We start from the raw sequence: 20,634 nt of genomic DNA, 5'->3' as shown, positions 1-20,634 counted from the left end.
GAATTATCGTCTAGTTTCCAAATGATGCCCACACTATTGTGCTCTTTCTATTTTAATGATCTCGCATTAAAATACAATAGTTTATAAATACCCTCTCAAAGTGAGCTATAAGTTAGTAAATCGCGGATTCAGAAATGAATATTTTAATTGTCATATGTAGTTTTGAAATTTCTTAAGTTGATAAAAGTGGATAATTTAGGGAAAAAGACGTTTAACTTTCTAACTTTTGCTTAAGATAACTTATAACTTCATCTACGCTTTTTGTAGTATCTTCACTGATTGTTATATTTAAATCTTGGCTTTTTATCACAACATGACGTAATCTTTCATCACAATAATAGAACTCTATTTTCAAATCTTTAAAGACATAGCTGTCAACCTTTATTATGCCCTCATAAACTTCACTTTTAATCTGAAATAAATTCCTTTTCGACATTACAAGGTTTTCAATGTTCTTTAGTATATTGACATTTGCCATATGCTACTACTTCTTAAAAGTTGTTTTAATATATTTCTGTTAAATTAACTTGAGTTGGATAAATCTGCAAAATTTATAGTTTATCTAGATCAAGAAGCGAGTTCACATCCAAAAGGTTAAATTCAAATATTATCATAACATAGGACTTGATGATATGATGAGTTTTATTTGAAATATAATGCAATTTTCATTATTACTACTAATAATACCAAAATTTTAGGTAAACTATAGCGAAGTTGTTAATTATTAAGAATAGTGCCTTTACGGATTTCAACGTAATGAGACATCCATTAATTTAAACGAAAGTGAGCGACGTCATCTACGTTAATAGGGAAATTCAGCAATCAGCCTATTGGCGTGGAACCGAAAAAGTTTCAGTAAATATGAACTTGGAAGGGATTTTCAGGGAACTGCTACAAGAGTATCATTATATTCAATCTTTAGTGGAGTGTAGCCTATATGACGTTTGAAAGAAAACAAATAAGTTTATATTTAATAGTTTTTCAGTTAATTTTATTTAGTTGTAATATTTCATATAATCTAGTAATTCAAGCTATTTTTTGATAATATACCTTAATAGGCACAAACTTTTTATTATTATGCTCAGATAAAGATTTATGGAAGTTAAAAGACTCCTAATAATAGTTATCATTGCAATTATAGTAGGAAGTATTGTGGGATATGCGTATTACACTTATTACTTTCCGTTACAATATCAACGAAGCGCAGTTACATATTACAATCAGCAACTACAATATATGGGATATTATGGAATATATGGAGGAATGATGGGTCCTGGCATGTATCACATGATGGGATATTATGGTGGATATGCAACGATGTACGAAAGAACCATTTCGATAAATGACGCAATTTCAATGATGAGGAATATTCCAGGCTACATTAAGGTGTTTCCTAATAACAATACTTTACTTTTTACATCCTCAAATATAGTGCTAATTGTCTTGGCAATGGGCCATGAAAGGGCCATAAATCTAACTGGCCAATCTCCCCCTACTTATGCCCAACATGACGTATTTGTAATTTATGGACTGATTAACCCGACATTAATAATCCCAAGAGATTCCATGGTTCAAGTATTTTTCATCAATTTAGATGATGATATGCTTCACAACATAGCGATAACACCAGTTCCTCCGCCATATCCCTATTATCCTATGATGTACATTAGGATGAATATAATGGGTGTAACACCCATGTTACCCTATGCGAATTATTATACTGGTCAAGCTTACGAATTCAGTTTCACTACGGTCTTTAACCAGCCCGGCGTTTATTATTACGTATGCGAATATCCTGGACATGCAGAAATGGGAATGTATGGAGAAATTATAGTTACATGAAAATTGTGAGGTTGCCTGCAAAGCAGAAGCTAGCTCTATTTCAAGAAAAACGCGGAAGACTTAATAAAGATTGTGAATAATTTACTATATATCTGGAAGAATATTAAAAAATAAAAAAAGATTAATTGATTAGCTGTTATTTGCATAATACATAGTATTGTAAAAGTAAATTAGGTATCCATCAACATCAGTGAATACTACGCCCTTAACATAAGGTTGAATAATATAATAAGAAGATTGTACTGGCAACCATATATATGGTGCTTCGTTATATATAATATTGTAAACTTCACCTATAATTTTACTTTGTTCTGTAGTATTCGTTATAAACGGCAAACTCTCATATATTTGCTGTAATTGAGAATTGTTAACCCACGCAAAATTTCCGGAAGCCCCACCAAATTGTACGTCAGTCAAAGGCATTAGCTGTTGAAATACTGGATCGGGCCAATCCGGAGTCCATCCTATTGCTACCATGTTTGGTGTAGACTGAGGAGTCGCGTATGACTCAATTATAGAAAATGTAACATATTTTACAGACACTGAAATTCCTATTTGAGATAAATCTTGAGTGATAATATTGAATTCCTCTTGTTCTAATTGAGTTACTGGCGCTAATGCTACAATTTGTAATGTTTGTAGCTGACTTCCCTTAGGATTACCTACCGTTGTACCATTAGGCAATACTACGTAGAAATTTCCTTCATACCCAGCTTCATTTAAGTAATGCAATGCTAATGATAAATTATATGAATAGAAGGGCAAATTATTAGGATTATATAATTGACCGTACTGAGGACTAATTGGGCCTAAAGGAAGTATCGCTAAAATCTTCCCATTATAGTTAAACAGCGACAAAAGTTCACTATAATTAATTGCATGAACTATTGCTAGCCTCAAATCTGTTATATTAGTAGGATATAATTCTGTGTTCATTGAAATAAATTGAACACCAGGCAATACGCCAAAATTATAGAAAACACTACTTATGTTAGTATAAGGTGGCCTTCCAAGAATTTGATTGAGGAATGGAATAGACACATAAGTAATTTGAGCACCATTAGATAGAAATTCCTCTACTCTGTCAGTATGACTTAATCCATAATATATCTCTATTACCTTGATGTGAGGAGGTTCAGCTATGAGGGGGACGGTGTGATTTATAGCCCAGTAATTAGGATTAGCAACTAGAACTATACTACTGAAGCTTACTCCAACAGATCTGATCTCATAAGGTCCCGTACCAGGCATTCCATTTAGATTAATATAATTATTTGGAGTATTTGGCTGAACTCCACCATGCGCATCTATAAATACTGGGTCAACTATTGCACCCCAAGAATTTGCTATATCAAGAAGAAAATACTTATATGGTTCAAGCGTATTTATTTGTACTTCGTATGGTCCTTTTACTACTACTGCTTGGTATGGGTATTCCATTATCTTTTGTATTGTTTTGTTTGCTGCGTTGAAGTGTGAAAGTATTGATGCTAATACTTGTGCTGTTAATGTGAAATTATTAGCAGTGGGTAATCCAGTAACGTTCTGAATAGCATTATTAACACCCCAAGGAATAGCATAACCAGTATTCGTGTATACTGTAGCATTAAACAATATTTGTATATAATCTGCAACTCCAGGTGGCTGACCCATCAATATCGTTCTATAGAAAGAAAACCAAACCGTGCTTGCATTAACGCTAACTCCATCCGAAAAGTGAACATATGGTCTTAGATAAAAGGTCCAATTCTCGTAATTATTAGTACTCCAATTACTAGCAATCACTGGCACAACTTGCAAATAATTACTGCCATTAGGCTCCACAAGCTCTTGATATATCGCATAAAATAACGGCTCAACTTGATCCAAAAAGTCAGTTGCTGGATCTAGTGAATCTGGAGCTACGGTTTGACTTACATCTACCAAAACTGAGGAATTTGAGGGAGCTAACGAGGTGGTGGTTACAGAAGAGGTAGTAGAAGTTGTAGTAAACGAAGAGGTAGTAGATATGAAAGTAGAGGTTGTAGTGGATAAATGATTACTCGGATGAGTAGAGCTGAGGTAATATAAGACTCCACCTACGATAGCACCTATAAGGACTATAACTATTATAGCGATAACTAATGATGTGCTTAGGGCTAATTTTACCTTCTTATTCATATACTACACCACGCGCACTCTAATCAAAAAACTAAATAATAAGCATTTCGTTCAAAAATTATATACAATATTTATAGAAGTTATCATAGTTTAAAGTTAATTTTTATTGTCCAATCTATTCTATTGCCTTATAAATTTAACATTTTCTATAGAATATCTTATGATATTGTTATAGATCAAGTAGTTATAGCAAAAACAAAATTGCATGATGCTACTTATTATTTTTAGTTAATCTAAATAGAGAGACGAACGTGCAGTATTACAATAACAGACTAATATGGAAATTCCCCTTCTCACATCTAAAGAAAATTAGTTATTTAGAAAATCTCTACTCTAAAGAAAATTAAAAACTAACATTACAAGGAGGTTTATGTGGTGGTATTTGCAAGGTATTATAATCTGTCTATGTCGTGTTACGGAAAAATTAAAGTTTTTAGTTTGTAGATTTAAGATACAATCCTTTCTGGGATATCTCTATATGTTCTCATTTTCTTTATTTGAATCTTATAATTCTAACTTGTACATAGTAATAAGTTAACGGAAAAACTTAACACTATTTGAGAAATACCAAGGAGTCTACAATAAGTTTTAAAATTAAATAGGCGGTAAAGAAAATATGTTAGCTTTAGTAGGAAAGATATTTGATGGAGAAAAAATAATAGATAAGGGTACTGTAATCATAGAAGAAGATCGAATTTCTAAAGTTATTGAAGGAGTTGAAATCCCAAAAGGAGTTGAGGTGATTCAAGGTAACTTCATAATGCCCGGTTTGGTTGACGCTCACTTGCACTTCTTTGGAGTAGAAGAAGATAACGTTCTTTCATGGAATATAGTAAATGATATAGACGTCGCAATAAGAAGCACAAGAGATATGGAAGTATTACTGCGATCAGGTTTTACTTTAGTCAGGGATCTGGGAAGTAAGGTAGCTGTAAGGCTAGATAAACTTCAGAGAAGGAAAGAAATAATTGGCCCTACTGTAATTGCGTCAGGGTATTCTTTAGCGATTACTGGGGGTAACGATGATCCTAAGGATCTTCCAATTGACATTGCTCAAAGGCTTTCCTACTCATTTTATTGTGATTCTCCATACGAGTGCAGAAAAGCAGTCAGAATGGCCATAAGACAGGGAGCTAGAGTAATTAAAGTGTATTCCTCTGGAGCGTTTTCCCAAGGTGGTAAAATAATGCCGGGATTTGCGCTAGACGAACTAAAGGCTATAGTTGAAGAGTCTCATAGAGCAGGACTAAAGGTAGCATCTCACGCATATGGCAAAGATGCGATAATGAATTCCATTTTAGCTGGAGTTGATACTATAGAACACGGATTGGGATTAGATGAGGAGACAGCAAATATGATTAAGGAGAAGGGGATCTGTTACATTCCAACACTTGCAACTTATGAAATACCATTTGAAGTATCTGAACCAGAAGCTAAGGTATATAGAGAAGAGTTAGTTAAAAGACATTTCACTGAGGATATGAAAATAGCAACTTCTTATGGACTAAAAATCGCTACTGGGACTGATTACGTTGGATCTAGAAAAAGACCACACGGACAAAACTATAGGGAAGCTGTATTACTATCGAAATATATGAGTAGTTTGCAAGTACTAAAAGCCTCTACATCCATAGCCTCTGAATGTTTAGGCGTAAAATCTGGTTATATTAAAGAAGGATATAAGGCTGACTTAATTGTTGTTAAAGAAGATCCAACTAAGGACATTGAAAATCTAAAACCAACAAATATCCTTTACGTAATAAAGGAAGGAAAGGTCTATAGAGGGTATGGATTATATCAACCGTAAAATAAAATAAGAATATAAGTGGGGGAAGTTAACCTTCTTCCCACAAAAGAATAAGAGTTACCTTATAGTGATTCATAAGTTTATGTTTTACATCTTCATCTTCCCTACTTTATAGCTATTAGCTTATTACATCACGCTTCATTCGTCTAGCGATATATCAAAGGCTAAATCTTCAACTCATTACCCCTATTCCTTAGCGGTCATCTACCTCTACTTCCTTGGGAATTTGAGTTATGTGGAATTTTCCCTTAAGAAGACTTTTATTTTTCAAAATGGAGTTATCGTGTTAACGACTTTTACCCTTATCTCGAAGAGGTGAAGCTTTTCGCCCTCATTTTTGCAAAAAAGAACTCACTGATCCAATGCTTAATCCCAAGAGGTTATAAAACTATAATAATAATTACAAGAAAACTGAGTAGGTAATATTATAGACTTATCCCATTTTTGTCTTTACAATTAATCTCTCCTAATAGCTTCTATTACAGTTAGTTTAGATGCTTTTAATGCTGGATATATTCCAGCAACAATGCTGGTTATTAGCGCAATGCCCATAGCGAGTGCGACATCACCTACTGAAAGTATAGGCCTTATAACTATAATTAAATTAGAGCCATTACTGGAGCCTGCACTGAACGCTATCCCATTAACATCTAATAAATACGTCCCGATTAACGTTAATGATAGCCCAACTATTCCTCCAATTAACCCAACAATAACCGCTTCTAACAGAAAGACAAGTAAAACGTCTCTGGTAGTTAAGCCAAGCGTTTTCATAATACCTATTTCTCTAGTTCTTTGATAGACTCTAGCTAACGTAATTCCCATTATTCCTACAGCACCTACTATAAGTGATATGGAACCTATTAATATTATCAGAAACGTTAAGCTAGTTATTATGACTTGAACAGAGGATATAGCTTGCTGTATTGTGGTAACAGTTAAGGAGTTTCCGTAAATGTAGTTTAATAGAGTGGTTATAGTGTTAACATCGTTTATATTATCTGCTTGTAGAACCACGAGAAAATAGCCTGGAGGGTTTATTAACGCTTTTGCCTCACTTAATGGAAGGAATACTACGTCTGAAGTATCACCTATTACTACTGATTCCGTAGGTTGTAATATTCCATATACTGTCAGAGGTACTGTATTCCCGTTAGAGAGTTTTAAAATTATGGTGGAACCAGGCTGAATAGTTATATTCGGAATAGGATGTGCTATATCATGACCTATCACCGCATATGGAGCTGTTATTGGGGGATATACTGTACCATTTTCTAAGCTAACTTTACCTAATAGGGATGAAATATTATCCACACCGACTATTAGAACGTTAATTACTCTTCCTCCTATTTGAACTATACCATGTGCCTCAATTACTGGATATACTGCGTAAATATTAGGCAATGAACTCATAAAGGCTACGTCAGTAGGAGAAACAAAACCTAATTCATTAAAAACGTAAATATTAGTGGGATTGAGCTGAAAAAGCGTTGATATTACTGAGTATTCTATACCTTGACTAAATGCCTCCAGAAAGGAGACGCTGGTTATACCAATCATAATTGCGATAATCGATATCAAGGCTAACGTTTTTCTTGCAGTTAGACCTCTATATGCGAGCCAAAATAAGTCTAAAGTATTCATACTCATTCTTTTTAAGACATTGCTTAAAAAGCTATTAACTCGTGGCTACAATAACTCTCTTCCTTATCGATTCGTAGTTTTCGGGCTTCTTACAGAATTCTTTGTTCATTAACCCATACTCTATAGCTTTATCCTTTCCTAGTTCACGAGCTATTTTTCTGAAAATTTGTGCTCCTTCATAATATACTCTAAAGTAATATTTTGGCGAACTAAACCAATAATCATCTCCCCTATACCCCATTATTTCTTCATCCACCCATGTGGCGAATCCTTCAACGAACCTTAAGTATCTTAATAGTTTTCCATTTCCTATTCCAAAAGCTAATGGAATACTCTCAATTATTACATGTAAATATGGGAACTTGGGTCTACATATTGCGTCTTGCACATAATGAACCATTTCATGAATAATAGTTCTTTCTAATTCATACGTATATTCCTCGTCAAAGTAACCCACAAAGATAATTCCACTCTTGTAATAAGCGTGGTATGGAGTACTTATTTCAATCACAATGGGTAATGGAAAGCTGAATCCTAAGAATTTCTGTAGTTTCTCTCTTGCATCACTAATCACATCAGCTTTAATCATCGTTCCCACAATTAAATATTAGTAAAACTATTTATTAAATTTTACCATGAATTTCTGAGATTTATTGGGAAAAAACGTTAATATAATAAATTACTTGATAGATTTAAGCAAACCATCTAAGATTTAAGCGTAAACTATCTAAAATATAAGTAGTCGTAAGTTGAAAACAACTATTGATTTTTGAATAAATATTAAATCTCGCATAGAATATATGATATCTATGCGAAATTAACTTACTAGCTAAAATTGAAAGGGCGTCTTATTATCGTCAATTTTCTACTCATTTTCATAAATGAAAAGTTACGTTCTAAATAGTATACAAGGGTGATTTTAAAAATTACATAAGACATTGTAAATTAGACACCATTTTAGAAGAATTTATTACAAAAAATGAATCAGCTTTATAAAATAATTAAATTAGTTGAAGTATATCCCAGAGTCTCCATTGACCTTATCCTAAGTCCAGTTATGCTAAGTTTTAGCGTTAAATATTCGGCAGTCTCATTGAGTATACTTTAGTTAGCTAAAAGTTTAAATTCTCTTATCTATGACACGTTATATAATATGGCAACTGAAACTATAAAAGCAACTAACGAAGAATTAATGCAGGTTTATAATGATATTCCTAAAGCTTATGACAGAGCTAATAGGTTTATCTCATTCAATCAAGACGTCAGATGGAGAGCCGATCTAGTTAAAACTATTTTAAAATTCTGTGAGAGACCAAAACTTATTTTAGACGTAGCTGCAGGAAAGGGTGAACTCTCTTACGTGTTTAAAAGGCTTTATAAGAATTCCTACGAGATAATACTCACAGATTATGCGGAAAACATGCTTAAAATGGCAATAGTTGAAGACGATAAAGTATTATGTTCATTCGATGCCCTTCCATTTAGAGAGAAAGTATTTGATATTGTGATGAGTAGTTTTGCTTTACATGCTTCGGATAACATAGAAGAGGTCATAAAGGAGATGAGCAGAGTCTCGAAAAAAATAGTTGGCTTTATAGCTATGGGAAAACCAGATAGTTGGATAAAGAGAACATATCTAAGCATTTATTTAAAATACATAATGCCTTATATAGCTGCAATTGCAGGAGCTAGAGCTAGGGACTTCAAATACATTTATTATATTTATAGGAGATTAAATACCAATTCTTTCCACAAGCAAATTTTCAGTAAGTATCTTGACATTAAGGTTTATGAAGAGAAAGCACTTAACTTGTTTTATTTCGTTGTGGGATATCCAAAGTAAATTCTATTACCTCGTTATATACTAACAATAATCGGTTTGAAATCCTTCATACTAAAATGTGTATTAGATAGTTGATGAGTTAATAAGTTGAGAAAGTGCTGTAGATCCTTATAGTATTTAGGGTTATGAAATAATTAACACTATTTAGAAAAATTTTACAGAGCATTATGAATCAGTCACTTTTTTATTCCTAATCTGTCTATCTTATTTCCTCTTCTTTTTTGTATTATCCAATCTAGTATGCCTATTGCTAGTCCACATACAAGTGAAAGTGAACCAATTAGCGAAGTAGGAAAGGCATAAGGTATTATGTAGTTATATATACCATAGCCCATTAGTATGGCAGATGCTAATGCAAGGAGTAGATCATAAAATTTAAACTTTGACAACTTACGTGTAAAAGAGGGAAATACTAAAGATACAAGAGCATGTGAAGCATAAAGGGTTATAAGTGATATTTCAGTTGTAATTAGATATATCGTTAAATATTGCCCCGTAAATGAGGCTATTACATTGATGACAATAAATGGTATAGCCACAACAAATATTGACTTTAGCATATCTTTTCTCAATAATGAATATGAAAGTCTGGAAAGCGCTACATATGCCGCAACTACCGAACCAATTAAACTATTTGCAGTAAAGATGAAAAACAAAAATGAGAATAGACCTCCCATGAACCTTTGTGCTATGAAAAAACCAGGGTAATATGTTTGATTCAATAGATTGGCAACGCCACTATTAGAGTAACCTGCTGCAGCTATTTCAAAGTAGGCCGCAAATAATACTGCAGCTGATGCTACCCAGTATGCAGTAAGATAAGCTTTTCCAACTGTTTTTCCTTTACCCACTGCTTCATATCCTAAGAAAAATGATGCTCCACCTCCAGCTAAAGTGAAGCCTACGGCTAGAGCGCCCGTAAAGAAATTTGATAGAGAAACGTTTATACTCAGAGGTTCTAGTGAAAGACCAGTTACGCTTAACACCTTAATACCGAGAACTAGAATTAAAATAATCTCTATGGTAGAAGTTGCTAGACCATAAAATAGTGGTGGTTTTATTCCAGTTAATAAGAGTAATGTAAGTAATATTGGAATTAAAATCTCTATCGAGGCAACTACCATAGGACTCAAATTAAGTTCTGAAGGTAAAACTACACTAGAGAGATAAGTGATTGCTGAAGGCAAATAAATCATATAACTGATCCAATAAAGCCAGCCTGCAATTCTTCCTATTAACTCTCCTCCTCCGGCTCTTGCGAACTCATATGTACCTCCAGTTGAGGCTATTACTTTGGAATATCGATACCCTATTAAGACCCATAAGAAGTAAATTAGAGCTCCTAAAATTCCTGCTATTAAAGTTGAGGATAAGGAAGAGGTTAGCGCATAAGTTAAATATGCTGAGGCTGAACCTAACGGTGCTATTGAACTCAGAGATTGTGCGTAAATTAAGATTGGTGAAATGGAGCTTTCCTTGGGTTCTAACCTTTTGGATAGACTAACCATATGAAAGAAAGTTCATTTCTTCCTTTTAAAGTTAATTAAAAACAGTGGAGAATCCACTTATAGCAATGAAAACCAATCACCTATCGAGAACACTAATATTAATTTATATAATCTAATGTGGTTTTGAACATGAATGCACACAATTTTTAATTAACCAGTTCATTTTAACATACATAATTTAAATTAGTAAGAACATAAATTAATATTGGTGATAAAATGGCTTTCATAGATGATTTAGCTTTAATGTTGTTTATACTACCTTTAGTATCAGTATTAATCGCTTACACCACTGTTCAGGCCTTTATAGGATTTAGAAAAAGTGGGTATGAAGCAATTAAAAGAAGTCTCGATGACTCCATTATTCCAGCTGCTATTTTAGGAATTGTAATTTTAATAATTAGCTTGTGGGGAGAATTTACTTGGACTTTACCAGGGAGCTATAATATACTGTTTTATGATGTATACCTATTACTAGGAGTAATCATATTATCCTATTCCATCGCTGTCTACATGGGCAAAAGATTACAAACAACTGGCATTTTCGCCTTATTTGTAGGACTAATTACAATATATTACGGCGTCACTGGATATCATTTAGGATTAACTAAAGAACCATTAGCTCTACTAGCATTATACGTTACTTATGGAATAGCAGGTATTCTAGGTTATCCAGTAACACTTGCATTAGATACACTTAGAGCACAGAGTGTTAAAGATCCACCCTTAAAAGGCTGGATGCTAGCATTTTTCATATTATTCTGGATATTTGTCATAATTGCAGGTATAATAGGAGCATTCATTGCCGTAGAAACTGTTCCAGCACATCTAGCAAGTCCTCCATAAAATTTTTTATTAATTTGTTTTTTAAACTATTATTATAATATTTAAATTTTTTATTTTATTCTGTTTTCTGGCTTTTGTTCTATCTATATACTATCTGCTTGTGATAGTAAGCTTAATTAAAGAATATAGTAGCTAGTTTTGAGGTATCTGTGAATTATCCAAGAGCTACTTTCATTTTGAATAGAATTGAAGCTTTCTGAGAACCTCAACAAATCGAGTATAAGATAAAACTATGATGAGAAGATTTTAAAAAAAGAGTATATACTGAGCTGGCAGAAGAGTCTTGGATAAATTTACTACGGCTTCATTTATATCAAAATAAGATTTATGAAACGTCATATCACTTTTCCTTAAAGGCTAAAAATATATTTAGCGCAATAAGTGAATAAGGTATATGGATAATTTGGAATTCTTATTTAAGCCTAAAAGTATCGCGGTAGTAGGAGCATCAAGATATAAGGAAAAGGTCGGAAATGTGGTATTTAGAAATTTACTCTCTACTTTTAATGGTAAACTATATCCAATCAATCCAAAAGCTGAAGACGTTGAAGGAGTAAAAGCTTATAAAAGCGTTAAAGATATTCCAGATAATATAGATTTAGGTATTATTACAGTACCTAGGGAAGTGGTACCTCAAGTAATGGAAGAGTTCGTTGAGAAGGGTGTAAAAGCCTCAATAATAATCACAGCGGGATTCCGAGAAGTAGGAGAAGAGAAATTGGAATATGAAGTAATAAACATAGCTAGAAAAGGAGGGATAAGAGTCCTTGGACCTAATACTTTCGGCATAATCACTCCAGAATTTAACGCAACATTCACCTATACTGACGTAAAGAGAGGTAATATCGGCCTAGTAGTCCAAAGTGGTGGATTAGGAGTTTACATGTTAAATTGGGCTCAGAAGTTCAGAGTAGGAATAAGTTATATGATAAGTTTGGGTAATCAGGCGGATGTAAAAGAGTATGAAGTAATTGATTACTTATCTAGGGACGCGGAAACTAGGGCAATTTTCGTTTATTTAGAAGGTGTTTCAGATGGCACTTCGTTTCTAGAGACTTTGCCAGATGCAGTAAGAAGGAAGCCAGTAGTATTCCTAAAGGGTGGAACTACTAGTCAAGGTGCCTCTGCTGCGAAAACCCATACTGGTAGCTTAGCTGGCTCCTTTGAAGTATTTAAAGCTGCTGTGAAAACGGTGGGAGGTATTCTAATAGATAATCTTCATGATATGTTAAATCTCGCAAAAATATTAATGTACTCTGAGCCCATAAGTAATGAGATATTGGTAATCACTAATTCTGGTGGCCACGGTGTCCTAGTTTCGGATGAAATAGAAAGAAATGGACTAAAGATGATTGAAATACCAGAATGGATGAAAAGGGAACTGGGGAAGATCTTGCCACCAACCTCCATTCCTAAAAATCCGTTAGATCTAACTGGTGATGCCAATAGAGAAAGATACTATAATGCACTGAAGATTGTAAATAGTTTGAATTGTACGAAATTGGTAATTGTCCAAGCGTTACCAATGGTTAGCTGTACAGATATTGCAAGAACCATTTCTAATTTTAAGGGGAAAGGCGTGATTGGAATTACTATGGGACTGGATGAAGATATGGCATTGAAAATCTTAGAATCAACCGGTATTCCAGCGTATACTTTTCCTGAAGATGCAGTAAGGGCTATTAGATACTACACCTCAAGGCCATTACCAAGAAAGAAAATAAGAACTGTTCAACCAATAGAGTCCGCAATGGAATTAATAAAAGAGAAAAAGAGTCTTAAAGATTACGAGGCTATGAAATTAATGGAAATATATGGTATTAAAACGCCTAAATGGGGGACAGCTTTAAGTGAGGATGAAGCACAACAAATTGCTGATAACATAGGCTACCCAGTAGTAATGAAGATATCTCCAGATGAACCGTTGCATAAGACTGAGCTGAAGGGGGTTGTGGTAAATGTTGAGAAAGAGGATGTTAAGAAAGTTTATGCCCAATTATCTAAAATAACTAAGAGAGTAATGATCCAACAACAGTTAAGTGGGCTAGAAGTATATGTTGGAGGATTGAAAGACCCGGTATTCGGCCATGTAGTACTAGTAGGAAGTGGGGGAATATACGTTGAAGTACTCAGAAACGTTGCATATGCGCTTTCACCAGTTTATGAGGATGAAGCACAAGAATTGTTAGTAGAGAGTAAAATACATGATATGCTAACAGCTAGGAAAAGAGGTTATGATGAAAACTCGCTCATTAGAACAATTGTGAGCATTTCAAGAATGATAGTTGATCTTAATATTAAAGAAATGGACATAAATCCAGTATTTGTAAACGAATATGGCGCATTTGCAACTGATGTAAGAATAGTGATAAGTTAAATTAACCATTCCTTGTCTTAATGGTATATTCAAAATTTGTTTGTTAATAATCTCATATAAGGGTAGCGTGAAGATAAAGATTGTTTAGGTTTCTTCCATATATTTTCCTTAATGGAAAAGATTATTAATAGGTTTATATTTGTATATAGTAAAATTTTAAAACAATCTCTCAATTATCTAGACTTATTTTTAAATAGATAATTTTGGGTCCATCACAAAGAGATGAGATTTACCTTAGATTTTATCGCAAACGAACTATCCAAACTGTTCAGAAAACCTTTAAAAAAATATTTACGCCAGTACGTTAATGTTTAGTTATGGATAAGAAATATTTAACACAAGGAAACATAATTAGTTTGATAGCATCATTAGTTATTTTGTACGCGTTAATTCTTCTTTTAAAAAATGGGATATCATTCGCGTTATCAGACACGTTTATAGTGATAATGACAATAATATGGGTAATGTCAATCCCGTCATTCATCAGTTATGTGAAAAGCAAACTGGATAAGCCATTTATATTGAAGTACTCTGCGTTAATTGCTATAGTAATCACTTTTATAGGTCTTATATTTGCGTATATGAGAGACTTTTTAGGTATAGAGCTCATAGTATTGGGTTATATCTTCGAACCAATAGCTGGAATATCAATTTATTTAACTACGTTAAAATTAGCTAAATTATATTCGTCATTATTCTTTTGGGGAGCAGTTATATTTACTATAGGTCTTCCGCTTTTTCTAGTTAATCTAGGAATAGTTGCAATATTGGGTGATATAGTAAAAATGATAGGAATAGTAATGCTAATAGTAGTTATGGTGAAAAAACCTACAGCCATAAGCAAAAAAGATTGATATTCGTGTAGTTAATGGAAAAAGTCTTGTTATTCTTTAGGAACTACACTATCCACAACTTCATAGATTTAACGGAATCTTATGCTTAGTTTATTTCCTAAATAGATTTTGAGAAAAATAAATAAATAAGAAAAACAGTGACAAATTTGACTTCAATATTTTATGGTGGCTTAACATCTATTGCAGCTACTGGACATACATTAACACATGCCATGCAGAATATACAAGGCGTTACATGCTTCGCCTCTAACAATTTAAACTATTTTTCATAACTTGTCTAAGGCTGAAGACAAGGTTAAATCCCCATCAACACTTGGCTCCCTCCCTTTCCTAACCCTGACCACCTTCTTAGAATCACCTTTATAAACACCATCGTGTAAAACGTGAAACACAATCCTAGCAAGCTTATTAGCAACAGCAACAAGAGCCTTCTTACCACTCCCACTCCTCTCCTTAATTCTAGTATAAAACTCATTAAACTTGCCATCAACCCTAACAGCAACTCTCGCAGCAAGAAAGAAAACACGCCTCAAATACTTATTACCCGGAATCAACCCATTGTGGCTCAAGAACTCACCACTCTGCTTAGTTCTTGGAGAAAGGCCTGCATAGGAGCAAAAAGCCTTAGAGTTTGAGAATCGAGAAATATCACCAACCTCTCCCAAAATAGTTGAAGCTGTGGTAAAACCTATTCCGGGAATTTTGAGTAGTTCTGCAAGGGTAGCCTTGGGGATTAGGGTGGCAATCATGTCATCAATCTCCTTAACTTGCCCTTCAACCATATTCATCTCTTCTACTAGTTGTTTCAAAATTAATACTTCACCCTTGTTTAGTTTTCTCCCCAACAAGTTCTTTAGTTTCTCTTTCTCCTCATTGGTTAGTTCTTGTCCCTTTACTAGTTTGTCTAGTATTTGTCTTCCTTCTTTGTTGAATGGTTCTATCTTGTATCCTGCTGTTTGTAATGTTTTTCTTATCATGTTTTTTAGTTGTGTTATTCTCTCCTCTAGTTGTTTTCTGTGTCTTTCTAGTTCTCTTAGTTCTCTTTCGTTTTCTTTTGGTATGTATGATGTTTTTATCACTCCTATTGCGTATGCTAGTGCTAGTCTTTTTGAGTCTAGTTCGTCTGTTTTCTTTCCAAGTATTTCTCTTAATTGTAGTGGGTTTACTACTCCTATGTTGTATCCTTTTTGTGTTAGCTTGTCGTATAGGTAGTAGAAGTATACTCCAGTTGCTTCCATTATTCCTTCCTTGTAGTCTCCTAGGAAGTTTATGAGTTGTTGTATTCCTTCGTTGTCGTATTTGAATTCTCTTGTCTCGCTTTCTCTCTCTATTAATTGTTCCCCTTGTTGTTCTAGTTTTATTTTTGTCACTACTATTTTTGATTCTCCAACGTCAATTCCAAAGGTTTTCAATTTTATTTGTTGCACGTGTTATACTGTTTTTCCTCTCGTATCAAGTTTTCTATCATAATACTGTATAGAATATCAGTCTATTTTTCACTTGTTTTCCTAGTTATGTCTACTTTTTGCTCCTTGTAAAAAAGGTGATATTCTCCTACACGGGGTTTTAACCCCATTTGTTAGATTATTGAGGGGATCGTGAGCCAGCCTTGTATACGGGGTTTTTAGCCCCTAGTTTGTTTTTGGCTTATGTTGATTTTTTCTTGAGTGCTTATTTGTTTTTCTGTTATAATACTTGGAGTGTTAACCTTGGTGAATGTCTTGCGTGAAAAACGTAGGAGCTTGTTCATTAAACGGATCAGCTTTCTTTTCAGATACCGGATTTCCTGGGGTGTCGAACCATCTAAAAACATTTACTGGACATGCAGTAATGCATGAACCATCAGCAATACATATATCGAAATCTACTCCCACTATAGTTCCATGAATTCCCAAAACCTTAGGTTCGTCGACAGGTCCATAAACCTTATGCCCCTCATGTTCACCTACTACTTGTCTACTTTGTCTATAGTTAGGATCTATGCCCATGACACTCGCCTGATAACAAATTATACCATATTTTTAAAAGATACGTACCTAATGCTTAAGGTAGAAGAGAGGTTTTTCTTAAGAGACGTCTTAAGAGTATAATCATATTATAGACTAATAGCTTAGGCTATTGCTTTATTTTGACGTTAATCAACGTTTAGATTGTGATAGAAAAATGATAGCAGTTCAAACATATGAGATCCCTCTCTGGATAGAAGAAAGGAAAAAGGAGATAATTGCCAAAACACTAGAAATTCCCATAGGTGGTTCAATATTCTATTTTGACATTCCAAACAATCCAATGGTTTATGTCAGCGAAAGTAATGGAGTGCTATATATAAATGGATCATCATATTGGGAATCAGAACTATACATGCTAAAGGACTTAAAAGATGAATTCGTTTATCAAACCCTCCAACTGTCAAAGGCAATGGGGAGAAATGTTAGCAAAATGGACGATATGGTAGTAGAAGTAGATAACAAAAAACTTATTGAAAAAAGAAAGTTTTACATTCTATTAGATAATAAGATAGAGGTAGGATTCTATTATAACTTATATCTTCCAGATGGAAAAAGGAATGGTATTATAGAGATAGTACCCTATTATAAGCAATATCATGATTAGATATAAGGAATGATTTTCATAAGTTAAAATATGCTATCCCTTATTTTAACATTGGATCATAGGAGATTGGAGAATCTGATCGAGGAATTTATCAATAATCCAAACAATTTAATTTATGAGGAGGTAAGACGTTCTTTTATTAATCACATATATTGGGAGGAAGAGTTTCTATTTAAGAAAATTCAAGATACTACTTCTTTAGCTATAATTAGAGGTTTAGAAACCGAACATGGCAGTTTATGGATTTTGTTAGATCAAGTTAAAAACGCGCTAAATGGAGATATTGAAATCGCTAAGGAGAAGATGATGGAATTCCTCAGAGTCCTCTTAGAGCATGACGGTGCCGAAGAAGGAAGCGTATATCAACAATTAGAAACCTTGTCAGATGAGGAACAGGCTAATCTAATATTAGAAGAAATTAAATTGGCGAATCCTCCGCCATATTGGAAATGTAGAGCGTTAATACAATATTAGATAAAACTATACTAGTGAAGTGGAACAAAAATAAGTTAAGGTTTCTCCATTTAGTTTCCAGTCAGATTAACACTTGGTCTTCAAATTTACGACTGATAAGATTAATGATGTATCGCCTTATACCTTTAAAATGAATATGTTTTCAAATAAGCGGGCAGAAAGCCTCACTGAGGCGGGAAGAAGTCAGTGCTTATAACGTAATGGCAAATGATTCTCCCGTAGACTATCTTGATACTAAAAATATCATTATAGCAATTTATATTATTCCCTCAGCGTCATATGCTTCTCGGAAATAAAAAGATTAATTCAAAACGTCAAGAAAATGTATAACATGAAAGGTGAGATAACAGTACGGATGAAGAACATAAAGAGAAGAAATACTAAAATTATCATTTGTGTGAGAGAGGTGATTTAAGATTAATAGAAAGATAGATAGATAATTAGGGATATACTTTTAATATCTAGTAAATAAAATAGGATAGACCATATATTAACAGTAAAATAATTAGCGAGTCTTGTAGACCAACACTGATCTGCTAATGAGATCATCTACCATGAAAGATCTTATAATACCTTTCAGAGTCTAAGAAGTTGACCTAAATCACCTAATTTATTAGGGATGCCGTATAATATCTCACTTTTAAATACGTAACATAGTATGAGATTACCGTTGGTTTTAATGCTGACTGGTATCATGCTATTACTACTTGGAGGAGTACCTGCAGTCTTTGAGTTCATGAGTATACAAGGATTTCCCACAGATCCCACAGAAACCTTGTTTCCCTCACACTGGTTTATAATGATATACGGTTTCTTTGGCTCTCTAATAGGTAATGAGATATTAGTTGCCCTAAGTGTGGAGTGGACTGGAAGAACTGCCGATAATAAACTCATTATCTTATTCATTATCTTTACAGTTTTAGGATCAGTCACCTTTATTTTTAAGCAAACTTTGGGGCTAATCTTTATTCTCTTCTCAATGACAATTTTGCTATACTACTCTAAAGAATATTTAGGTCGGTCTAAAATAGGACTAAATCCTACAACATACAATTGGTTACTTTTCTTCTCTCTTATCATTACAGTGGCGTTAATCTCAATTCAAGTAGGCTTAGGTTATTTAATTCCTTACGTTAATTTAATATTTCCTGTAAGTATGATATTAGCAGTGATGTCTAGGGATATAGGGTTAGTTACTGGAATTAGAGTATCAAGGGGATGGGAAAATTCCTTAGCGTTTATACTTCTTATAATAGGAATATCGGTTTACCCTCATGGGAACATACTCATGATTCTAGCCTGGATTCTCTCTTTTCACGCATCTGGACTTTATAAACTTAAGGGAAGAAAATATCCGATAATTCATTTGCTTACCGCTTGGCTCTATTTACTAGTAGGTTCAATATTCGTTTCGAATTACGACATATACATTCACACAATTGCAGTTGGCTTTCTTTTCAATACTGTGTTTGGAGTTGACGTAGTACTAATGGATTTGTTTATAAATGCCTTTCAGAGGAGGGTTGCTGTTAAACCATCATATATACCTTTCATTATTCTGAATCTAGGCCTCCTTATGAGGCTCATATATGATTTCGGAATAAATTTCCCCATCTTATTGTTATCAGCTCCACTTCAAGGTATAGGCATTTTATCGTTTTTCGTTCTCACATTAAGGCAAGTCGTTAGGGTAGGTGGTTAAAATGAGTAGGAGTAAAGTTAGAAATCATGCATTATATTTTTTAGGAGTATTAACTTACATACTTGCGTTAATACCCTTTTTTAACATCAATATAGTTAGGGCTATCATACTCATACCGATTATAGCTTACACTCTACCTATTATGGAGTACATACAGCCTAGAATTATGGCTGTGAAAGTTGATTATAAGGACATACTATTGATAATTGTTACATTAATACCATACATCTTCATGCCTTTCAATGTTTACTTAGCAATACCTGCATCTCTGTTAATTCTCACCTTTGGCTTATATCTCACAAAAAACACCATGTGGGGAAACGTTTTAGGGACTACATTTGAAGTCTCCTTATCTATAGTTTGGGGGACGTTTATTGAAAATCATAATTTCCTTTTACCAGCTATTTATTGGATACTCTACATATTTACTGGAGCGTTATACGTTGAGTATAAGATACCATTTAGGAAACTAGATAAAAGGATAGTTCAAATTAGCTGGATCATATCAATAATTGTCTTATTGCTCTTAAGCCTTAAAAATCCCTTACCCTTATTAACTCTAATAGAACCTTCTATAAGATATCTTAAACCCGGTGAAAAATTAAAGTCTCCTAAGGAAATCAAAGATTTAGGAAAAAGAGGGTCTAGAAGGGACATAATATTCATAATACTACTAGCGATAACTTTCATAATGTCGACTATGATACACATCTAGTAATGGAGAAATTAATAAATAAAAGAGATTGTGATATTTTTGCCTATTTAACAGTTAATCTATCAATTTATTCATAAATCCATCCTTTCCCAATTCTCTATGATATGATATAATAGATTTTTCATAAAAAACGAGATAACCTTTGTAGTCTTAATAATCTTGAATGAAACCCTTAAATTTTAGTAATAAAAAGCGTAAGCAAATTTTTACCAATAACGGGTTTTATTGTAATAAGGGAGTATCATCCCCAAT

Annotated in this window: 18 protein-coding genes and 1 pseudogene; 11 read left to right on the top strand and 8 right to left on the bottom strand. The window is 33.6% G+C overall.

The window, feature by feature from the left end:
* Positions 1–211: 211 nt before the first annotated feature.
* A complete protein-coding gene (locus V6M85_RS07870) occupies positions 212–478 on the bottom strand; it encodes a hypothetical protein (RefSeq protein ID WP_338598568.1) in 267 nt (88 codons plus the stop codon).
* A 305-nt stretch (positions 479–783) separates the two neighbouring features.
* On the opposite strand from V6M85_RS07870, the gene V6M85_RS07865 reads away from it, so the two are divergent.
* Both V6M85_RS07865 and V6M85_RS07860 read left to right on the top strand, forming a co-directional pair.
* Positions 784–948 (top strand): hypothetical protein, encoded by a 165-nt coding sequence (locus tag V6M85_RS07865; protein WP_338598566.1) that lies wholly within the window; start codon positions 784–786, stop codon positions 946–948.
* Positions 949–1,095: 147 nt separating this feature from the next.
* Positions 1,096–1,842 carry a plastocyanin/azurin family copper-binding protein gene (locus tag V6M85_RS07860; RefSeq protein WP_338598564.1) on the top strand — a complete coding sequence of 249 codons (747 nt, stop codon included), beginning with the start codon at positions 1,096–1,098 and terminating at the stop codon, positions 1,840–1,842.
* A 129-nt stretch (positions 1,843–1,971) separates the two neighbouring features.
* Here the strand turns inward: V6M85_RS07860 and V6M85_RS07855 are convergent, their stop codons facing one another.
* Positions 1,972–4,002 (bottom strand): ABC transporter substrate-binding protein, encoded by a 2,031-nt coding sequence (locus V6M85_RS07855; protein WP_338598562.1) that lies wholly within the window; start codon positions 4,000–4,002, stop codon positions 1,972–1,974.
* A 616-nt stretch (positions 4,003–4,618) separates the two neighbouring features.
* On the opposite strand from V6M85_RS07855, the gene V6M85_RS07850 reads away from it, so the two are divergent.
* A complete protein-coding gene (locus V6M85_RS07850; RefSeq protein ID WP_338598560.1) occupies positions 4,619–5,809 on the top strand; it encodes a metal-dependent hydrolase family protein in 1,191 nt (396 codons plus the stop codon).
* Positions 5,810–6,265: 456 nt separating this feature from the next.
* On the opposite strand, the gene V6M85_RS07845 is transcribed toward V6M85_RS07850, so the two are convergent.
* Positions 6,266–7,453, bottom strand: a complete 1,188-nt coding sequence (locus tag V6M85_RS07845; protein ID WP_338598558.1) for an ABC transporter permease — start codon at positions 7,451–7,453, stop codon at positions 6,266–6,268.
* 34 nt (positions 7,454–7,487) lie between these two features.
* On the bottom strand, positions 7,488–8,042 hold the full coding sequence (locus V6M85_RS07840) for a hypothetical protein (protein WP_338604680.1): 555 nt from the start codon (positions 8,040–8,042) through the stop codon (positions 7,488–7,490).
* Between the two features lie 564 nt (positions 8,043–8,606).
* Here V6M85_RS07840 and V6M85_RS07835 point away from each other — a divergent pair.
* The gene (locus tag V6M85_RS07835; protein WP_338598556.1) at positions 8,607–9,296 is read left to right on the top strand and encodes a class I SAM-dependent methyltransferase; all 690 of its coding nucleotides are present in this window, start codon (positions 8,607–8,609) and stop codon (positions 9,294–9,296) included.
* 176 nt (positions 9,297–9,472) lie between these two features.
* On the opposite strand, the gene V6M85_RS07830 is transcribed toward V6M85_RS07835, so the two are convergent.
* Positions 9,473–10,804 carry an APC family permease gene (locus V6M85_RS07830; RefSeq protein WP_338598554.1) on the bottom strand — a complete coding sequence of 444 codons (1,332 nt, stop codon included), beginning with the start codon at positions 10,802–10,804 and terminating at the stop codon, positions 9,473–9,475.
* 216 nt (positions 10,805–11,020) lie between these two features.
* Between V6M85_RS07830 and V6M85_RS07825 the strand changes: the two genes are divergently transcribed.
* The 3 genes from V6M85_RS07825 to V6M85_RS07815 all read left to right on the top strand — a co-directional run bounded on the left by V6M85_RS07825 (position 11,021) and on the right by V6M85_RS07815 (position 14,878).
* The gene (locus tag V6M85_RS07825; protein WP_338598552.1) at positions 11,021–11,647 is read left to right on the top strand and encodes a DUF981 family protein; all 627 of its coding nucleotides are present in this window, start codon (positions 11,021–11,023) and stop codon (positions 11,645–11,647) included.
* Positions 11,648–12,041: 394 nt separating this feature from the next.
* Positions 12,042–14,024: an acetate--CoA ligase family protein gene (locus tag V6M85_RS07820; RefSeq protein WP_338598550.1), complete on the top strand. Its 1,983-nt coding sequence runs from the start codon at positions 12,042–12,044 to the stop codon at positions 14,022–14,024.
* A gap of 317 nt (positions 14,025–14,341) precedes the next feature.
* A complete protein-coding gene (locus tag V6M85_RS07815; RefSeq protein WP_338598548.1) occupies positions 14,342–14,878 on the top strand; it encodes a hypothetical protein in 537 nt (178 codons plus the stop codon).
* A gap of 160 nt (positions 14,879–15,038) precedes the next feature.
* Here V6M85_RS07815 and V6M85_RS07810 read toward each other — a convergent pair.
* The 3 genes and pseudogenes from V6M85_RS07810 to V6M85_RS07800 form a co-directional block, all read right to left on the bottom strand.
* Positions 15,039–15,104: pseudogene (locus V6M85_RS07810) on the bottom strand (4Fe-4S binding protein); the annotation flags it as partial.
* Between the two features lie 40 nt (positions 15,105–15,144).
* The gene (locus V6M85_RS07805) at positions 15,145–16,305 is read right to left on the bottom strand and encodes an IS110 family transposase (protein WP_338598546.1); all 1,161 of its coding nucleotides are present in this window, start codon (positions 16,303–16,305) and stop codon (positions 15,145–15,147) included.
* A gap of 276 nt (positions 16,306–16,581) precedes the next feature.
* A complete protein-coding gene (locus V6M85_RS07800; RefSeq protein ID WP_338598544.1) occupies positions 16,582–16,866 on the bottom strand; it encodes a ferredoxin family protein in 285 nt (94 codons plus the stop codon).
* Between the two features lie 175 nt (positions 16,867–17,041).
* On the opposite strand from V6M85_RS07800, the gene V6M85_RS07795 reads away from it, so the two are divergent.
* From V6M85_RS07795 to V6M85_RS07780, 4 genes are all read left to right on the top strand, one after another.
* Positions 17,042–17,491 carry a hypothetical protein gene (locus V6M85_RS07795; protein ID WP_338598542.1) on the top strand — a complete coding sequence of 150 codons (450 nt, stop codon included), beginning with the start codon at positions 17,042–17,044 and terminating at the stop codon, positions 17,489–17,491.
* A gap of 30 nt (positions 17,492–17,521) precedes the next feature.
* The gene (locus V6M85_RS07790) at positions 17,522–17,965 is read left to right on the top strand and encodes a hemerythrin domain-containing protein (RefSeq protein ID WP_338598540.1); all 444 of its coding nucleotides are present in this window, start codon (positions 17,522–17,524) and stop codon (positions 17,963–17,965) included.
* Between the two features lie 658 nt (positions 17,966–18,623).
* Complete coding sequence (locus V6M85_RS07785; RefSeq protein WP_338598539.1) at positions 18,624–19,667, top strand: nitric oxide response protein; 1,044 nt, start codon at positions 18,624–18,626, stop codon at positions 19,665–19,667.
* A gap of 1 nt (position 19,668) precedes the next feature.
* Entirely contained in the window at positions 19,669–20,382 is a 714-nt protein-coding gene (locus tag V6M85_RS07780) for a hypothetical protein (protein ID WP_338598537.1), read from the top strand.
* Positions 20,383–20,634: the final 252 nt, after the last annotated feature.

Source organism: Sulfolobus tengchongensis, from assembly GCF_036967215.1.
Taxonomy (GTDB): Archaea; Thermoproteota; Thermoprotei_A; order Sulfolobales; family Sulfolobaceae; genus Saccharolobus; species Saccharolobus tengchongensis_A.
Note: the sequence above shows the minus strand (reverse complement) of the source record. Positions and strands in the feature narration are given on the sequence as shown.